Annotated in this window: 16 protein-coding genes; 1 reads left to right on the forward strand and 15 read right to left on the reverse strand. The window is 39.1% G+C overall.

The window, feature by feature from the left end; genetic code table 11:
* Positions 1–147: 147 nt before the first annotated feature.
* From HMPREF1504_RS04135 to glmS, 9 genes are all read right to left on the reverse strand, one after another.
* Positions 148–438 carry a metalloregulator ArsR/SmtB family transcription factor gene (locus HMPREF1504_RS04135; protein WP_005379548.1) on the reverse strand — a complete coding sequence of 97 codons (291 nt, stop codon included), beginning with the start codon at positions 436–438 and terminating at the stop codon, positions 148–150.
* 123 nt (positions 439–561) lie between these two features.
* On the reverse strand, positions 562–1,008 hold the full coding sequence (locus tag HMPREF1504_RS04140) for a universal stress protein (RefSeq protein ID WP_005379465.1): 447 nt from the start codon (positions 1,006–1,008) through the stop codon (positions 562–564).
* 141 nt (positions 1,009–1,149) lie between these two features.
* Positions 1,150–2,415 (reverse strand): hypothetical protein, encoded by a 1,266-nt coding sequence (locus tag HMPREF1504_RS04145; protein WP_038123647.1) that lies wholly within the window; start codon positions 2,413–2,415, stop codon positions 1,150–1,152.
* Positions 2,416–2,470: 55 nt separating this feature from the next.
* Entirely contained in the window at positions 2,471–3,229 is a 759-nt protein-coding gene (locus tag HMPREF1504_RS04150) for an amino acid ABC transporter ATP-binding protein (protein WP_005379467.1), read from the reverse strand.
* 9 nt (positions 3,230–3,238) lie between these two features.
* Positions 3,239–3,895, reverse strand: a complete 657-nt coding sequence (locus tag HMPREF1504_RS04155) for an amino acid ABC transporter permease (RefSeq protein ID WP_005379533.1) — start codon at positions 3,893–3,895, stop codon at positions 3,239–3,241.
* Between the two features lie 123 nt (positions 3,896–4,018).
* Positions 4,019–4,831: an amino acid ABC transporter substrate-binding protein gene (locus tag HMPREF1504_RS04160; RefSeq protein WP_038123649.1), complete on the reverse strand. Its 813-nt coding sequence runs from the start codon at positions 4,829–4,831 to the stop codon at positions 4,019–4,021.
* A gap of 103 nt (positions 4,832–4,934) precedes the next feature.
* Positions 4,935–5,420, reverse strand: a complete 486-nt coding sequence (locus HMPREF1504_RS04165) for a hypothetical protein (RefSeq protein WP_038123652.1) — start codon at positions 5,418–5,420, stop codon at positions 4,935–4,937.
* Between the two features lie 28 nt (positions 5,421–5,448).
* Positions 5,449–6,435 (reverse strand): tryptophan--tRNA ligase, encoded by a 987-nt coding sequence (gene trpS / locus HMPREF1504_RS04170; protein ID WP_009661729.1) that lies wholly within the window; start codon positions 6,433–6,435, stop codon positions 5,449–5,451.
* 58 nt (positions 6,436–6,493) lie between these two features.
* Positions 6,494–8,326 (reverse strand): glutamine--fructose-6-phosphate transaminase (isomerizing), encoded by a 1,833-nt coding sequence (gene glmS / locus HMPREF1504_RS04175; RefSeq protein WP_038123655.1) that lies wholly within the window; start codon positions 8,324–8,326, stop codon positions 6,494–6,496.
* Between the two features lie 562 nt (positions 8,327–8,888).
* On the opposite strand from glmS, the gene HMPREF1504_RS04180 reads away from it, so the two are divergent.
* Complete coding sequence (locus tag HMPREF1504_RS04180) at positions 8,889–10,241, forward strand: hypothetical protein (RefSeq protein WP_038123657.1); 1,353 nt, start codon at positions 8,889–8,891, stop codon at positions 10,239–10,241.
* 120 nt (positions 10,242–10,361) lie between these two features.
* Here the strand turns inward: HMPREF1504_RS04180 and HMPREF1504_RS04185 are convergent, their stop codons facing one another.
* The 6 genes from HMPREF1504_RS04185 to HMPREF1504_RS04210 form a co-directional block, all read right to left on the reverse strand.
* Positions 10,362–11,354, reverse strand: coding sequence for a hypothetical protein (locus HMPREF1504_RS04185; protein ID WP_038123660.1), 993 nt, complete (start codon positions 11,352–11,354; stop codon positions 10,362–10,364).
* Between the two features lie 366 nt (positions 11,355–11,720).
* Positions 11,721–13,073: a phosphoglucosamine mutase gene (gene glmM, locus HMPREF1504_RS04190; RefSeq protein ID WP_038123663.1), complete on the reverse strand. Its 1,353-nt coding sequence runs from the start codon at positions 13,071–13,073 to the stop codon at positions 11,721–11,723.
* A gap of 135 nt (positions 13,074–13,208) precedes the next feature.
* Complete coding sequence (locus HMPREF1504_RS04195) at positions 13,209–14,810, reverse strand: NAD(P)/FAD-dependent oxidoreductase (RefSeq protein ID WP_038123664.1); 1,602 nt, start codon at positions 14,808–14,810, stop codon at positions 13,209–13,211.
* Positions 14,811–14,812: 2 nt separating this feature from the next.
* Positions 14,813–15,730 carry a YbbR-like domain-containing protein gene (locus HMPREF1504_RS04200; protein WP_038123666.1) on the reverse strand — a complete coding sequence of 306 codons (918 nt, stop codon included), beginning with the start codon at positions 15,728–15,730 and terminating at the stop codon, positions 14,813–14,815.
* Positions 15,727–16,539, reverse strand: coding sequence for a diadenylate cyclase CdaA (gene cdaA, locus HMPREF1504_RS04205; protein ID WP_005375475.1), 813 nt, complete (start codon positions 16,537–16,539; stop codon positions 15,727–15,729). The genes HMPREF1504_RS04200 and cdaA overlap by 4 nt, the downstream gene beginning before the upstream one ends.
* Positions 16,540–16,686: 147 nt before the next feature.
* Positions 16,687–17,616 carry an IS481 family transposase gene (locus HMPREF1504_RS04210; RefSeq protein WP_005379765.1) on the reverse strand — a complete coding sequence of 310 codons (930 nt, stop codon included), beginning with the start codon at positions 17,614–17,616 and terminating at the stop codon, positions 16,687–16,689.
* Positions 17,617–17,705 lie beyond the last annotated feature (89 nt).

Below are 17,705 nucleotides of genomic sequence, written 5' to 3' on the forward strand. Positions count from 1 at the left end.
ATTCTACTTTTGAGCAAAAAGAATGGCACCAACCATAACTATGATTGGTGCCAAAGAAGACTCGTAGGGTGAATACCCCAACATTTGACAGAGAGCCTTCTTGTATCTAATTCATATAATGCAATATGATAGACCAGGTACAGTACTCTATTGATGTGATACGTGATCCATACCCATTCGTACAAGGCCTTCTACATGATCATCATTTAAAGAATAATATGCAGTTTTCCCTTCCTTGCGATATGTTACAAGACGAGCTTGTCGCAATACTCGCAACTGATGTGAAATAGCAGATTGTCCCATGCCCATTGTCTCTGCAATATGATTAACACACATCTCATTTTCTAGCAGTATCTCAACAATCTTTAGGCGCGTTGGATCGCCAAGAATCTTAAACAATTCTGCTAACTTTAACAATGATTCGTTCCCGTCGATCATAGGGATCCTTTCTTTTAAACTAACACTAATAATCTATCTAAATTTAAATACTATCTCTATGCTATCTATTATATACAAAAAAAGGCTTTGTACACAATGACAAAGCCTTTAAATTGTATGATATTATTTAACGACCAATACTGGGCAAGAGGAATGACTAGTTACATAGCTACTTACACTACCCATGAATAAACCTTTCAAAGGTCCAAGACCACGGCTACCCATTACGATAAGATCAGCATTGTATTTTTTAGCAACAGCTAACAATGCTGGGCCTGGGGAACCAACTTCAAATACAGATTTAACTTTAACACCTGTAGGAATTTCTTTCACTACATCGTTCAAAATTTCTTTACCTGTTTCTTCCATGTCTTCTGCAATTTGTTCAGACACATAGCCACCAGAAATTGGTGTTTGATCAAAGTTGGAAATAGCAGATACAATATTTGCTACATGAACAACAATCAATTCTGCTTTGTTACGATCTGCTACTGCAAGTGCATGTTCTAGTGCACGTTTAGCATTTTCAGAACCATCAGTAGGTACGACAATAGTTTTGTAGGTAACCATATTAACCCCTCCTATTTCTAATCCCCATGAAGGGATATGATTAAAAATCGTTTAGTCTATTTATAATATTCTAGACGAATTAGGAAAAATCCTCTTTTTTCAATTAGGATTTATATACATTATAGCACATTTTTTTGCAGATTAAAGAACTTGAGACGAATTATTGATATTTAAAGAATTCGTTAACTTAAATCCATCTAAAATATCGATTAGTTCAGGTGTAGTCAATACAGTACTAATTGGTGCTATCATGCGAGCTACACCGACATTGCCATTATTTCCAAGAATAATCGTAGCTCCGAATGTAACAGTTTCCGCCGTATTCGTATCTGCGACTTCAGGATTCTTCATTGTCCCTGCTACATAAAACATAACGGAACCATCAATAATATGTGTTTCATATCGTTCAATGGTGGCCTTATTTACATCCACCAAAGATTTTACATATTGGTCACCTAGCATCTGCTTGCCCATCATCGTAGGCATAGCACTGCTCACCGCTTGTACAGGAACAGAAAAACTTTCTATGTCGAGACGAATCTTATCCTTTGTGAAAGTAATCTTTTTAGGATCATTAATGCGTGTGAATCCTTTAGGGCTAATGAATTTCAAGCCTTCTGCTACGTTGATATCACTAGATCCAGTCAATAGTTTCTTAACATTATTTAATGTAGAGCCAGTCTTCTTAGTATCTAACAAAGAAAATGAAGGAACTGTCGTTTCCATAAGACCTTGTTCCATAAATTTAGCCTGAATAGGTGGATACGTACTTACAAGATTATAGCGATGCGTTGGATCTTTTTCCATAATAAATTCAGCTTCAAAAATAGAATGAACCTTTTCCGTAGATGTCATCTCTGCATAGGACTTCGGTGTCGTGCGGCTCCAGCGTGCTGCTTGTGCACCCTTTTTAGGGAAGAATCCGCCCACTATATCGTTAGCATCAAATACATTACTATGTTGACGCCAAATACGAAGGTATTCTTCATCCGTCATACCCTTAATTGGAACATCATACCATGTTGTATTCCACACCTTTTGTGACACATTGCCTTGCGGTGTATTATTTCTCTTTGTAAAAGACACGGTATAGGCGTCGTCTTGATTTGGTCCAGACAAATTAAAGGAATACCCCTGTATATGTTCACTTTCACTCCGTACATCCATATCAATCATAACACCATCATTTACACGCCAAGGAATGGTGAAAGTATAACCGTGTTTCGTATCCTTTACAACCGTATTCATCTTAGTAGCATACGATTTATATTGCTCTGGCAATACGGAAAGAGCATCTGCTTGCGAGGCTACGATAGACTTTGGCGTAGCATGTTCAGGAGAGGCTCCGTAAGCAACGCTAGATACGATGGACAATCCAGCTAATACTAATGCGATAGGTAATTTCATAAAGTTCCTTTCATATATGTGAAGGTACCACCTATGATTACATAGGTGGTAAGGATTATAACATATTTTCTAAAAAAGCTTTAGTTCTAGGAGATTGCGGATTGGTAAACAATTGTTCCGGTTCCCCTTCTTCTTGAATGATACCATCTGCCATAAAGATGATACGATCTGAAACTTCTCGAGCAAAGTTCATTTCATGGGTAACAATAATCATAGTCATCCGATCATCGGCTAGTTGTTTAATCGTTTTTAATACTTCTCCAGTCAATTCTGGATCAAGGGCAGACGTTGGTTCATCAAAGAGCATAATTTCTGGGTTCATGGCTAATGCACGAGCAATTGCCACACGCTGTTGTTGACCGCCAGACAATCTAGAGGGATACATATCTCGTTTATCCCAAAGACCTACTTTATTAAGTAAGCGTTCTGCGATTGGCATAATATCGGTATCTTTCATACCTTTTACCATACGCGGTGCCACCATAATATTTTCAAGAACAGTCATATGGGGGAACAAATTGAAGGATTGGAATACCATACCCATGCGAAGTAATAAATCATGCATGGTATGTTTATCAGCGTAGGTAACGACACCGCTAGCATCTGTAGATGCCAACGTTACACCATCAACGGTAATAGTACCACCGTCAATCGTTTCCAACTGACCTAAGCAGCGCAAAAATGTAGACTTACCGGAGCCAGATGGGCCGATAATAGATACAATTTCGCCCTTATTCATTTGCAAGGAAACATCTTTCAATACCACATTATTATTAAAGTGTTTCTCTATGCGTTCCATATTTACAAAAGTCATAATTACCTCTTACTCATCATATACAGAGAAACGTTTTTCTAAATAATTAAAGATATTTGTCAAAATAAATGTAAAGATTAGATAGAATATAGCGGCCACAAGGAACGCAGAAATATCAAAATCACGTTGTACAATAGATTTTGTAATACGCAAAATATCATTCATAGCTAATACGTATACGAGGGATGTATCTTTTAATAAGTTAATCGTTTCGTTGGCAAGTGGTGGCAACACGCGTTTAAACATTTGTGGCAAAATTATGGTACGCATCGTTTGACCATAGGTAAAACCAAGAACCTTTGCCCCTTCATATTGACCACGTGGAATCGATTGGATACCGCCGCGGAAGATTTCACAAAGGTACGCTGCATAGTTGAGTACAAATGTAACCACAGCAGCCGTTGCATCATCCATTTGGATAGCCCCATCCGTCATGATTGGCAATGCAAAGTACATGAATAAAATTTGTAACATCAACGGCGTACCACGCATTAGATATACAAAGGCTTCAACAATTTTATCGACTACAGGAAGCTTAGATAGTCGCAGTAAAGCTAATATGATACCACCAGGTATAGATAGTACCCATACAACACAGAACAGTGCAATGGTGACCTTAAGCCCATCCGCAATGGTCGGGATAATCTGCAATAAATAATCTAACATGAAATACTCCTTCAAAACACGAATAGAGAAGAGGCACATGGCCTCTTCTCTAGTGTACATTTCGTTCTTTAATTATCAGTTGTACATACTGACCACAGTACTATTAGTATATCACGAATCGTACTATTTAGCATCGCTCTTATCTAGATCTGCGCTAGAGCCCAACCATTTTTCAACGATTTTATCAGCAGTACCATCTTTTTTCATTTCGGCTAAGATACCATTGATTTTATCGCGTAATGCGGTATCATCTTTGCGGAACCCTACAGCAAAGTTATCTACGCCGTAATCAGTTCCTTCTACAATTTTGTATTTGCCAGGTTCTTTTGTCATGAGGTAACGAGCAATAACACCATCAGCGATAACTGCATCGACACGACCAATGCCAAGATCCATAAATGCACTTACGAAATCAGCATAGGATTTAATTTCTTTAACGGTTTTGCCACTAGGATCGTTTTGTAATGCAGATTCACCAGTACTAGCTTGTTGCACACCTACAACCTTGCCAGCAAGATCAGATTTGCCCTTGATAGCATTATCATCGTTACGAACAACGATGTATTGTTTATCTTTCATATATGTATCGGAAAACAAGATATTTTTCTCACGTTCAGGAGAAACAGTTAAACCATTCCACAATACGTCGATTTTCTTAGATTTTAACTCTGCTTCTTTGCTGGACCAGTCAATCGCTTTGAACTCAACGTCCATACCAGCGCGCTTAGCAGCCTCTTTAGCCAAGTCGATATCTAACCCTACGATTTCACCTTTATCATCTTTAAAGCCCATTGGTGGGAAGCTATCATCTAGGCCAATAACAATTTTCTTAGGTAATTGAGTATCAGCCTTCTTTGTGTCACTACCACAACCGCTTACAAAAGCCATCATAGAAACTGCAGCCAAACCTACAGCCATAATCTTTTTCCAGTTCATAATATCCTCCACACAATATGTTATAGGTCATGTTTTAACTTATGAACCTATTATACTTTAGCGTATTAAAGTTGTAAATAGTTAAATCAATAAATTTACAAAATTATACATCATGTGTATCTCTATAATGTTTTATGGCGGCTTGAAGGCGCATTTTATCCTTATACGGTGCAAGTTGCAGATCTAAAGGTACTACATAAATGCCACCATGAGTATTAACGGCTTGTAGTTCTTTCCAATCAGGCGTAAACCCAACTACGCTTTCAAAAGGAACATACACATAGTAATCATCCAAATTAATGGCACTACGGAAATAGTCACGTAAATTTGTCGGTCTCTGTTTGATGACAAAGCCTTTTTCACAAATATATACGAGCACTACATCGAGCCCGTGTACCCACCATAACAAGCAAACGACCAATGCATAACAAAGCATGCGATTACCTATATCATGTGGGGCCCATTTAATGAGGGCAACACAAATTACAATGCCTAGAATCCGTCCTAGCCACTGTACGGCCTTATGTGTGGTGACCATATGCTTTACATGGCCACCCGAAAATCGTTCGCTTACCTCTTGTTTTGTCATAATTGACCTCAAAAGTGTATGTAAATACTTATTTACGGCAAAGCCCCATCGCTTGTTCAACCTTGCGATACATCATAGATGCTTTTGCATGTGCTTTTGCAGCACCTTCATCTAAAATGACATCTAGTTCAGGGCTTGTTATGAGTTCATTGTATCGTTGTTGAATTGGTTCAAGTGTTGCTACAAGCAAATCAGCAATATCCGATTTAAATGCGCCATACCCTTTACCAGCATACATTTCTTCGATAGCTTCATAGCTGTCTTTTGTGATAGCACGGTAAATGCCCATCAAGTTAGAAATGCCAGGTTTGTTTTCTTTATCGTAACGCACCGCGTTGTCAGAGTCAGTTTGAGCGCGTTTCAATTTTTTCACGATCAAGTCTGGTGCATCCAAAAGACGGATTGTAGCATTTTGGTTATCATCAGATTTACTCATTTTCTTAGTTGGCTCTTGTAAGCTCATAACGCGAGCACCACCTTCGCCTACCTTGATATCAGGTACTACGAAAGTTTCGCCAAATCTACGGTTAAAACGCTCTGCCAAATTACGAGTCAACTCAAGATGTTGTTTTTGGTCCTCACCTACTGGAACATAGTTAGTACCATATAACAAAATATCTGCCGCCATCAATGGTGGATACGTAAGCAACGCTGTAGGAATAGAGTCACCTTGCTTTTGAGATTTATCCTTATATTGTGTCATACGTTCTAATTCGCCTACATAGCTAATAGATTGCATAACCCAACCAAGTTTTACATGTTCAGGTACTTCGGATTGAACAAATAATGTTACCTTTTTAGGATCTAGGCCAACAGCGAGGTATAACGCTGCCAAATTGCGAGTATTTTGAAATAACTCTTTTGGATCTTGTGGTACTGTAATCGCATGTTGATTAACGATACAATAGTAACATTCATCAGTATCTTGATAGTCTAAAAAATTACGTAAAGCTCCCAAATAGTTACCAAGTGTCAATTCACCACTTGGTTGGATGCCGGAAAATATAACTGCCATAATAGTCTCCCTATATTGAAATAAACCAACAGTGCCAAGGCACTGTTGGTTATATATATTATTCTACGGTTACAGATTTAGCTAAGTTACGTGGTTTATCTACATCTGCGCCGCGTGTAATCGCTGCGTAGTACGCCAATAATTGCAATGGTACAACAGCGAGGATTGGAGCGATGAATTTATTCGCACGAGGTACATAGATTGTATGGTCAACGTGTTTAGATAATTCGTCGTCACCTTTCATGCCGATACCGATTACAACAGCTTCACGCGCTTTTACTTCACGGATGTTGCTGATCATCTTATCGTATACATCCTCTTGTGTAGCCAATGCGATAACAGGTATGCCTTCTTCGATAAGAGCCAATGTACCATGTTTCAACTCGCCACCAGCATATGCTTCAGCATGGATGTAAGAAATTTCTTTCAATTTCAAAGCACCTTCCATCGCTACTGCGTAGTCGATAGCACGACCCAAGAAGAACGCATCAGATTTGAAGCCATAATGTTTTGCAAAGGCTTTCATATCTTCGTCTACTTCAAAGATTTCATGAATCAATGTAGGCAAGTTTTTAACACCGCAAAGGATTTCTTCGCCTAAAGCCGGATCCATTTTACCATTTAATTGGCCAAGGTATACAGCGAACAACAAGCCTGCTACTAATTGAGTCGTGTACGCTTTTGTAGACGCTACAGAGATTTCAGGACCTGCCCATGTGTACACAGTGTTATCTGCTTCACGGGAAATACTGGAACCTACTACGTTTGTAATTGCCAAGGATTTAGCGCCATGACGTTTAGCCTCTTTCAAAGCAGCCAATGTATCGGATGTTTCACCGGATTGACTGATAACGATACATAATGTTTTATCATCAGTCAACGGATTGCTATAACGATACTCAGATGCGATTTCCACATTTACAGGAATACGCGCCAAGTTTTCAATATATTGTTTTGTTACAAGACCTGCATGGTATGCTGTACCACATGCAACGATGAGGATTTTATTGAAAGCTGCTACATCGTCAGCAGTCCAATTCAACTCATCAAAGATTACTGTTTTACCATCTTCGGAGATATGTGTGCCGAATGTATCGCGCACAGCTTTTGGTTGGTCATGAATTTCTTTCAACATGAAATGTTCATAACCGCCCTTTTCTGCAGCTTCTGCATTCCAATTAACATGGAACACTTCTTTATCAATAGTATTGCCTTTACGGTCAAATACAGATACATTATCGCGTGTTACGATAGCTAATTCACCATCGTTTAAGATGTATGTATCACGTGTATAGTTAATGATTGCTGGAATATCGGAAGCAACGAAGTTTTCCCCTTTGCCAAGGCCGATAACCAATGGGTTTTCTTTTTTAGTACAAATGATTTTGTCCGGCTCATCAGCACAGATGATTTCAAGAGCATACGCACCGTCAACACGATCAAGCATGCGACGCACAGTGCCTACAAAATCACCATCGTACATATCTTCTAATAGATGAGCTACTACTTCTGTATCAGTTTCAGATTTGAAATGGTATCCTTTTGCGATAAGCTCTTCTTTCAACGGCATGTAATTTTCAATGATGCCATTGTGAACAACCGCGAATTTACCATCTTCAGATGCATGAGGGTGGGAATTCATATCGGATGGACGACCATGAGTAGCCCAACGAGTATGACCAATACCTACAGTCCCTTCATTAGGATCTGCTTTTACAATAGCCTCAAGATTAGCTAGACGGCCAACCTTTTTTTGAATTTTAATTACATTTTCAGGGCCAATAACAGCAATACCTGCAGAGTCATAACCACGGTATTCTAATTTCGCCATACCGTCCAATAAGAAATCAGATGCTTGATTAAAGCCAATGTATCCTACGATACCGCACATAAGTATATCCTCCTATAACTGGGGGCATTCTAGCCCCAGCCAACAACTAAGGCTAATTAATGTTCTAGATTAATATTCTAGATTAATGTTTCAATTATGTATTAATTATTACTTTAATACAATTCATTCAGATACACTTTGTCTCCATTGTTACCAATGGGCTTTTTAGTATCTGTTACGACATGAATGTGCCGGAAGAGCATCCGCTGATGATTCGATCACTCTTCACCTCGTCTACCCTAACGACTGCCTTCGCGGGTACTTGCGCTATTCGCCTTTACGAATTTGGGACTCCTTTCACTCATATGTGGCAGAACTAGTACAATTGTAATCATACTAAATTATATTATACTAAATCGATGTAATGAATGTAAAGAATCTAGGCCTTATGAAAGCATTAAACACGAGATATAACGCTTATTTTCATAGGGGTACATAAAGCCAAACGATTTCATAGATCACTCATACACCATCATTATACTACTTATTATAAAAATTTTATACAATCATATTTATCAAAATTTATATGATACATATTTATTGTCTAACAGGAGAGATTACAATGAATACACAAAATAATAAAACACATAAAAAGACAACATCTCTAAACCATAAACACTCATATAGAAAATTACGCCGTTGGGTCCTTCCTGCCGTATTAGGTGCCGCCCTTTCTACATTGGCATTCCTTCCAACCTTTGCAGAAGACATACCAAGTGCACCACCCGCTGGAAATCCACCTATGAGTGCACCTAATGGGCCAGTTCCAAAAGCTGAAGCTAATTCTAATACTTTCACAGGTACTACGGTAGTAACCGAAAATAAAGCCATTGCGCATGAATTGATATCTAATACAACATCAGATCAAAATGCGTTCATCGGCAAAGATAAAGCAGTCGTAACCATCGAAAACAGCGTATTCGATAAAACAGGCAATACGACAAGCGATGACAATAGTAATTTCCGTGGTCAAAATGCAGTAATACTCGGTATCGACGGTAGTCAAATCAACATCAAAGGCAGCAATATTACATCCAATTCCAATGGCTCGAATGCAGTATTTGCCACTGGTGAAGGTTCTGTCATCAATGTAGAAAATACTAACATTCACACAAAGAGCGATTCCTCACGCGGTTTAGATGCCACTTATAAAGGCACTGTAAACGGCAAACATCTTACTATTACAACCGAAGGTGCTCACTCTGCTACATTAGCTACAGACCGTGGCGAAGGTACCATTACAGCAGAGGCTGCCAAATTAACAACATCTGGTGAAGGTAGCCCTATTATCTACTCTACTGGTAATATCACAGCTGACTATATTACGGGCGAAGCTAAAAACAGTGAAATTGGTGTCGTAGAAGGTAAAAATTCCATTACACTTACCAACTCTAATGTAACAGGCTACAAAGACAATGGTTTTATGCTATACCAAAGCTTTTCTGGTGATGCTGAAAGTGGTATTGCCCGTCTCAAAGCAGAAAACAACTCACTCACCACCCATGCTACAGGCGCTTTCATCTATGTGAACAACACCACTGCAGAGGTAGACCTTACTGGCAATGTTATCTCTACTCCCAATACTACAACACTAGTGAAAGCAGCGGCCGACTCCCGTTGGGGCAAAACCGGTGAAAATGGCGGTCACCTTACACTTCGCGCCTCCAACCAAGCCTTAAACGGCAATATTGTAGCCGATGCAATTAGCACCATTGCGCTGGACATGACAAATGGATCTAGTTTAGTTGGCGCTATAAATACTGACAATACAGCAAAAGAAATTACACTGAAACTCAGCAAAGATTCCACTTGGACACTTACTGGTGATAGCTATGTAAAATCCTTAACTAACGAAGATACTACAGGAGATAATATTCACTTGAACGGATATAAACTCGTTGTTGCTGATAAATAAAATCAAGAAATAAAAGGGGCAACGTCGACGACGTTGCCTCTTTTATTTTTATGCCGATTTAGAACCATACAAAGATGCATAAGGTTATATCAAAATTTATCCTAAGAGTTCATGTATGAATTAGTCTATCAAATAACAGCCATATATTGGCCACAATTTTAGTTTCACCGTAGGCTTGTAATTTTCATATTTAATCTTATGCTCTAATATATTTAGGCTTTCTAAATCATCTTCCCAACATTGGAGATCCTCTTGCCTCTCTTTTTCACTCGTAAAGTCATCATCTATTTTTACATCTTCAATACATGCTAGTATTTCTGTTCGTTGTTTGTCCACTTCTAGATGGAATTGGTCATGTTGGTTCATAGTCCAAAGACCAAAATAATAAGGGCCGTAATTTAAGTCACAAGAGCTTTTAGCCTTTTCACATTCTTCTAAGAATAACTTGTACTCATCTAATACATAATAGGCATTAAAGATATCAAACTCCCAAATCTCATCATCTCGCTGATATGCAGGATCTCCACCAATCTTAATTTTCTTCAAATAATCAAGGGATTGGATTTTATTTCCTAAATACACATCACAATAAGCTATACAAAGAAGTAATCGCATTCTATTTGGACAGTTTTCAAGTAACTGCACAAAAATGGTCTTTGCTTTTTCATATTCTTTGAGTCCAAATAAACATACCGCATAGCCAAAGTTCATTTCATAATTATCTGATATGCTTCGTCCCTTTTCATAAGTAAGTAAGCTTCTCTCTAATTCCTCTACTGAGCCCTTATCTGCATAAGATGTAAAATGATACAAAGCCAGCCCTCGGTAGGTCTCTATATATGGAGTGTTTAGCTTTACAGCTGCAGATAGATACTCATATTCTTTTATATTGCCCTCATCATTATAATAAAAAGCCAAATTAGTATAAACTTTAGCTTTTTCAACATCATTCAATTCATCACGATATTTTTCTAAGAACTTCTCCAAGATAAGCTGTGAATTTTTCTCTCTCCACGCTTGTGATTCAGCATATGCAAACTCACAAGCAGAATCAACACTATTCGGGCACTCATTAAGGAGAATCTCAGCCTCCCCTTGATTTATATTTTTCATATTACACCTTAACTATTAAACCAATACAATTTAAACTATATAGCTATAATAACATAAATCATGCCCTATGTAGGTATTTGCAAAGCACCATCCCATCTCTTAACTATCTAAGAGATGAATTACATCATCTCTGCTATCGACCTCTCCATACCCGAAATAACTCTTATGAGTAGAAATGACCGCGCAATAGTGACGGTTCCATTCGGTAACCATCCTAAATAAATATAAAATAAATACCCTCCTATATATGTTCCTGCAGCGACTTTACGTAGGACGGAGCAAAGGGACATATATAGGAGGGTATACCTTTAATATCAAATTGTAGAATGGAACCAAACGGAATGGTATCAAACTACTTATCAAGAGTTATTCAGCCAATCCTTGTTCTCTACCGATAATATCAGCAATTTCTTGACATAAGGCTTGTAGTGCTGCTTGGTCTGGACCTTCAGCCATTACGCGGATGAGTGGTTCTGTACCAGATGCACGTACCAGTACGCGACCTTCGTCACCAAGTTCACCTTCAGCTGTTACAATAGCAGCCTTAATAATATCGTTTTCTTCCCAACCAGTCTTTGTGGCAACGCGTACGTTTATAAGAACTTGTGGGTATTTTGTCATAATGCCAGCCAATTCAGAAAGTGGTTGGCCTTTTTCTTTTACAAGAGCCGCCACTTGAACAGCAGTCAACATACCATCACCAGTTGTGTTATGATCGAGGAAAATGACGTGACCAGATTGTTCACCGCCAATGGAAAGGTCGTGTTCACGCATATATTCCAATACATAGCGGTCACCAACAGCAGTAGAAACGGTTTTCATACCAAGTTCTTCAGCTGCTTTGTGGAAGCCAATATTACTCATAACGGTACCAACTACGGTATCGCCTTTGAGCTTACCTTCTTCTTTCAATTTAAGAGCGCATAATAGCATGATTTGGTCGCCATCGAGGACTTGACCTTTTTCATCTACTAACAAGCAACGGTCTGCATCACCATCATTGGCAATGCCTAAATCAGCATGGTGTTGTTGAACAGCTACTTGCAAGCCTTCTATATGGGTAGAACCGCAATGATGATTGATGTTCAAACCATCTGGATCGACATTGATATTGATAACCTTTGCACCAAGACCAGACAAAATTTCAGGCCCTACGCTAGAAGCGGCACCATTCGCACCATCATAGACAATCGTTAAACCTTCAAGGGATGTATCGATTGTATGACGAACAAAGTGAGCATAGTGATGTGCAAGATTTGCATTATACTCTACACGACCAATGCCAGCACCTGTAGGACGAGGTAATTCGTTATCTGCACTTTGACGTACATATACTTCTAATTGATCTTCTACTTCATCTGGTAATTTAAAACCACTACCATCAAAGAATTTAATACCATTATCTGGGAATGGGTTATGAGATGCAGAAATAACAGCGCCCGCATCAAAACCTTGTTGCTTTACAAGATATGCTACAGCAGGTGTAGGAATGACTCCCGCCATAACTACATTACCGCCTACAGAACAGATGCCAGATGCCAACGCGCATTCCAACATGGAACCAGAGATACGCGTATCTCTACCAATTAAAAATGTAGGATGTTCTTTTTCTTTACCAAAATGTGTTGCCGCTGCACGCCCTAAATGGTATGCCAATTCAGGTGTTAAAAATTCATTAACAACGCCACGTACACCATCAGTACCAAATAATCGAGCCATATTCTCCTCCGTCTACAAACGAATGTATTTCAATCTACGTTGTGTGTATTATATCACACGAGTTTGTACAATTTATAAAATCCAGGTTGAGCTTTCACCATAATACGTAAATGTATAAATCTATTTGTGAAAGTATCATTCATTAGGTTTTGCATACATGCTCATGCACGCAATCGCCGTTTCTGCACCATCCAAGGCGGCACTCATGATGCCACCCGCATAGCCTGCACCTTCCCCCATCGGGTAAAAGCCACCGACTGTAGTGGATACGCGATTTTCATCACGCCCCATACGAAGTGGAGAAGATGTGCGCGTTTCAACGCCGGTCATACAGATTTCAGGATTATCAAAGCCTTTGATACGGCGTCCCCAATACGGTAAGGCCCGTTCTAAAACAGACGATACATAATCAGGTAAACACTGGTGCAAATCGCAATCTACGATATGAGGTTCATAGCTATGTATACTGCTTTCAACAGACGGCACATTAGCCTGGCCTAAGAAAGAACCTACTGTTTGAGCCGGTGCATTAAAGTTTGAACCACCCAATTTATAAGCCTTGTGTTCCCATTCTCGTTGAAATGCCACGCCATCTAAAGGATGGGTACCAAAATCATCAGGGCCTACGTTTACAACGATAGCACTATTTGCAACGCCACTATCACGAGCATACAAGCTCATACCATTGGTTACAACACCGCCCGGTTCGGACGCAGATGCGACCACTTGCCCACCAGGACACATACAGAAGCTATAGGCAGTACGCCCCGATTCTTTATCATGATATACCAAGGAATACTCAGCAGCACCTAATCCTAGGCTTCTTGGATCCACACCGTACTGAGATTGATCGATGACATCTTGAGGATGCTCAATGCGAACACCGATAGCAAATGGTTTAGCTATCATATCGATACCGCGTTTAAATAACATTTCATACGTATCTCTCGCGCTATGACCTACACCAGATAAAACTAAAGTAGTATCAATACGTTCCGCACCATTCACCTCGATACCGACCACACGGTCCTGGTCAACGAATACATCGGTTACCTTAGCTCCAAAGCGGACTTCGCCGCCCCATTCGATAATGCGCTCACGCATGGCTTTTACCATATGACGTAATTTATCTGTTCCTACGTGAGGTTTATGCTTGTATAGGATTTCTTCCGGTGCCCCGAATTCTACAAAGTATTTTGAAATTTCATGCAACCGCGGATGTGTGACGCGCGTAGTCAATTTACCATCAGAAAATGTACCGGCCCCACCTTCACCGAATTGAACATTCGATTCCGGTTTAAAGGATCCCGTTTTCCAAAATGTTTCCACATCCTTTGCACGAGTATCTACATCTTGTCCCCGTTCTAACACGATAGGGCGATATCCTTCACGGGCTAAGTAAAAGGCCGCCATCATACCTGCGGGACCAAAGCCCATCACAACAGGTCTATGTGCTAGAGGTCTATCACCAATGGCAATCGGTTCTGGATCCTCAGGTGTAAATAAGGTAACATCCTTTTGCTTACCTAGTTTCTTAATGATTTTTTCTTCATGTTGAGCCTCTACAAAAAGAGTATACACAAATACAATATTGGGTTTCTTACGAGCATCTACGGCACGTCTCACCACATGAATTTTCTGTATATATCCCTTTAGTTGAGGGTATTTCTTTTCTACTATTTCCTCAATCGTAGCCTTTACGGTAACGGCTACGCGAAGATTTATTATTCTTATCATATCTATGCTTTTCTTTGTATATCCACTGTTACATGAACCGTAGTCATCTTACTAGTAAGGCCATCAGGAATTACTATATTATAGGTACCATCAATAGGTGCCGTAGCATTACTTATATCAATAGATTCCGTCTTAAGATCTGAAACAGAATCCACCATTTCTTCACGGCCTGTAATTGTTACTTGTACAGGTTTAATCGTAATACCTTTGACTTCATAACCATCCGCTACTTGACCTACGGTTATTGCCGAAATAGGTACGGCTTTATCTTTTCTAAGTAAATTTAATTCATACTGTGCTTGGCCTTGTGTTGGGCTAATATTTACATCGAGCACATTGCCCGCATTATCCCAAGCTTCTAAATCAGCAACAGCACTAAAGTTTTTAGTTTGACCAGCCACATTAACCTTCATGACAACTCGTGTGGCAGCCATTACTTGTTGTTTGCGACCGGATACAGTGACTTCCTTAGGAATCACAGTAACCGATTTCATGGCCACATTATCCGGAATTTGTCCAATTGGCACAATTTCAACAGGTAATTTCTTTGACGCAAATTCATCAACATTAATCGTTACCGTATCAGGTTTGATTTCAACTATGTTCATCCCCGATGGTGGATTAAAGTGGATGGTTACATTATTTTGTCCCGTCGAAACCCCTGATGCATCTATATAGGCCTTAAGGTTTTCAGACTTCAAATTAATAATCGTATCGCGTGGCCCACTAAGCGTAACGCGTACATATTGAGGTGCATCCTCTATGATGTAATTAGCTGCCAAATTTTGCACCTGTACAGGCACCGTATAGGAAACCTCCATCACAGGATTTTGGTCGCGCATAATAAAAAACCACATGACGATGGCTGCCAATAATGAAAGTATTTTTGCAGGCCAGTTGCGTTTCAAATGAATCATCATTTCTTGCCACCCCATTTCCACATGCTCGTAATATTTTGACGAGGTCTTTCCATAAATGTACGAAGGGCCTCTTTAATTTGATCTTCTGGTAAGTGACGATAAATATGTCCGCCATAGGTATAAGAAATGACACCCGTTTCTTCACTGACAACAACGACAACTGCATCTGTTTGTTCAGACAGACCGATAGCCGCGCGATGACGTGTACCAAGTTCGGTACTCAATGTACGGTCCTCGGTAAGCGGCAATAGACAACCTGCAGCCTGAATGCGGCCATTACGGATAATCATAGCCCCATCATGAAGAGGTGTACTAGGAACGAAAATATTTTTAATCAATTCCCGACTAAGTACAGCATCAACAATAATGCCTGTATCAATAAAGTCGTTTAAGCCTACCTCGCGTTCAAATACGATGAGGGCCCCTGTATGTTCACGAGACATAACGCGTGCAGCAGCCATCACTTCATTGATAGCCATGTCCATTTCTTCTTCGTTTACATTCTGTGCTTTACTAAAAATACGGCCACGCCCAAGTTGCTCTAGGGCTCGACGTAATTCCGGTTGGAACACGACAGGTAACGCAAAGAGGATAACGGTCATCCCTTGTTGGAGAATCCAGTTAATAACATACAGATTCATTACATGGCTTAAAACATTCAAAATAGCCAAAAATAATAACCCTTTCAACAAGGCTACAGCGCGTGTATCCTTTAAGAGTTTATACATATAATAAATACCGATAGCAACCGTCAAGATATCGATGAGATCAAGGATTCTAAAGGTATGTATGAGGGCTTCAAAATGCATATGTGCAACTCCTTATACAAAATAATAAGGTACAGCCATTACATTAGCTGTACCTTATATTTTATCGCATTTTATGAGCACTGTAAATTTAAAACGAAGTCATACATTCTGTGTTTTCTAGAGTAATCAAACATTTGTGACAAATACCTATGCCTTTTGATTCATAAAGTACTCTGTTATAACTTGGTTTGGTGATTTAAAGTTTAAGACTTTTTGTGCAATGTTATTATATCTATTAGCATATCGACTATGTGCTTTTAGAAAACTCTCCATACTATTAAACTTACGAGAATAAAATCTCTCACTATCAATTCGATGACTGCGCTCTACCTTTCCATTCTGCCACGGAGAAAATGGTCTTGTCGTTTTATGCTCTATTTCTAATCTTTTTAATACAATATCAAATAAACACTCTCGATCTTTTACTCCATAGTTTGTAAATTCACGACCATTATCTGTTTGTATTGTATGAATAGGAAATCCCATTTTGGCTTCTAAATTTAATAAGAACCGACTTGTATTAGTAACACTTTTTTCATCTATAATTTTTAGAATTCTCTTTCTAGAAAACTCATCAATAGCTGTAAGTTGATAGTAAGATTTTCCTTGTGTTGAAAAGGCTAAACTCTCGCGAGGTACGTATTTTATATCAATCTGAACCTTTTCTCCTGGATATGTTACTAGATCTGGTTTCCACTTGCTTTTTGGAACAGATTTAACAACCTTTTTCTCTTTAATGTGACACCTTATTTGTCGGCACATAGAGCCATATGAGCGTTTATAACCACGCTTTTTTGCCTCAACATATACTTGAGACAGCCCTTCATGTTTAAACTTAGAATGCATACGCTTGATAAGTGCTAGTTCTTCCTCAGTGTGTTGATTAGGATGAGAATGTGGTTTACGACTATACAATCGAAGTGAATCGATAGTCCCGTCGAAACGCTTCACCCAACGTTGTACTTGTTGTCTACTAGTATGATAACGGCGTGCAGCTTCAGCATTATTTCCATACTTTATAGCATATTCACATACTCGTTTACGAAATCTTAATTCTTCAGTTATAATAGAATGCATGAGAAGGAACTCCTTTTGTTGTAATGTTTGGATTAAGCAACTTCATTATAACAGAGTTCCTTCTCATTTTTTATTCACTTGTCACAAAT

Source organism: Veillonella sp. ICM51a (genome assembly GCF_000524355.1).
GTDB classification, from domain to species: domain Bacteria; phylum Bacillota; class Negativicutes; order Veillonellales; family Veillonellaceae; genus Veillonella; species Veillonella atypica.

Coding starts and splice junctions, on each gene's coding strand:
- HMPREF1504_RS04150 (WP_005379467.1), bottom strand. CDS start 3,229: ATGACTTTTGTAAATATGGAACGCATAGAGAAACACTTTAATAATAAT.
- glmM (WP_038123663.1), bottom strand. CDS start 13,073: ATGGCTCGATTATTTGGTACTGATGGTGTACGTGGCGTTGTTAATGAA.
- HMPREF1504_RS04135 (WP_005379548.1), bottom strand. CDS start 438: ATGATCGACGGGAACGAATCATTGTTAAAGTTAGCAGAATTGTTTAAG.
- HMPREF1504_RS04165 (WP_038123652.1), bottom strand. CDS start 5,420: ATGACAAAACAAGAGGTAAGCGAACGATTTTCGGGTGGCCATGTAAAG.
- glmS (WP_038123655.1), bottom strand. CDS start 8,326: ATGTGCGGTATCGTAGGATACATTGGCTTTAATCAAGCATCTGATTTC.
- HMPREF1504_RS04185 (WP_038123660.1), bottom strand. CDS start 11,354: ATGAAAAATATAAATCAAGGGGAGGCTGAGATTCTCCTTAATGAGTGC.
- HMPREF1504_RS04180 (WP_038123657.1), top strand. CDS start 8,889: ATGAATACACAAAATAATAAAACACATAAAAAGACAACATCTCTAAAC.
- HMPREF1504_RS04210 (WP_005379765.1), bottom strand. CDS start 17,616: ATGCATTCTATTATAACTGAAGAATTAAGATTTCGTAAACGAGTATGT.
- HMPREF1504_RS04155 (WP_005379533.1), bottom strand. CDS start 3,895: ATGTTAGATTATTTATTGCAGATTATCCCGACCATTGCGGATGGGCTT.
- HMPREF1504_RS04160 (WP_038123649.1), bottom strand. CDS start 4,831: ATGAACTGGAAAAAGATTATGGCTGTAGGTTTGGCTGCAGTTTCTATG.
- cdaA (WP_005375475.1), bottom strand. CDS start 16,539: ATGCATTTTGAAGCCCTCATACATACCTTTAGAATCCTTGATCTCATC.
- HMPREF1504_RS04140 (WP_005379465.1), bottom strand. CDS start 1,008: ATGGTTACCTACAAAACTATTGTCGTACCTACTGATGGTTCTGAAAAT.
- HMPREF1504_RS04195 (WP_038123664.1), bottom strand. CDS start 14,810: ATGATAAGAATAATAAATCTTCGCGTAGCCGTTACCGTAAAGGCTACG.
- HMPREF1504_RS04200 (WP_038123666.1), bottom strand. CDS start 15,730: ATGATGATTCATTTGAAACGCAACTGGCCTGCAAAAATACTTTCATTA.
- trpS (WP_009661729.1), bottom strand. CDS start 6,435: ATGGCAGTTATATTTTCCGGCATCCAACCAAGTGGTGAATTGACACTT.
- HMPREF1504_RS04145 (WP_038123647.1), bottom strand. CDS start 2,415: ATGAAATTACCTATCGCATTAGTATTAGCTGGATTGTCCATCGTATCT.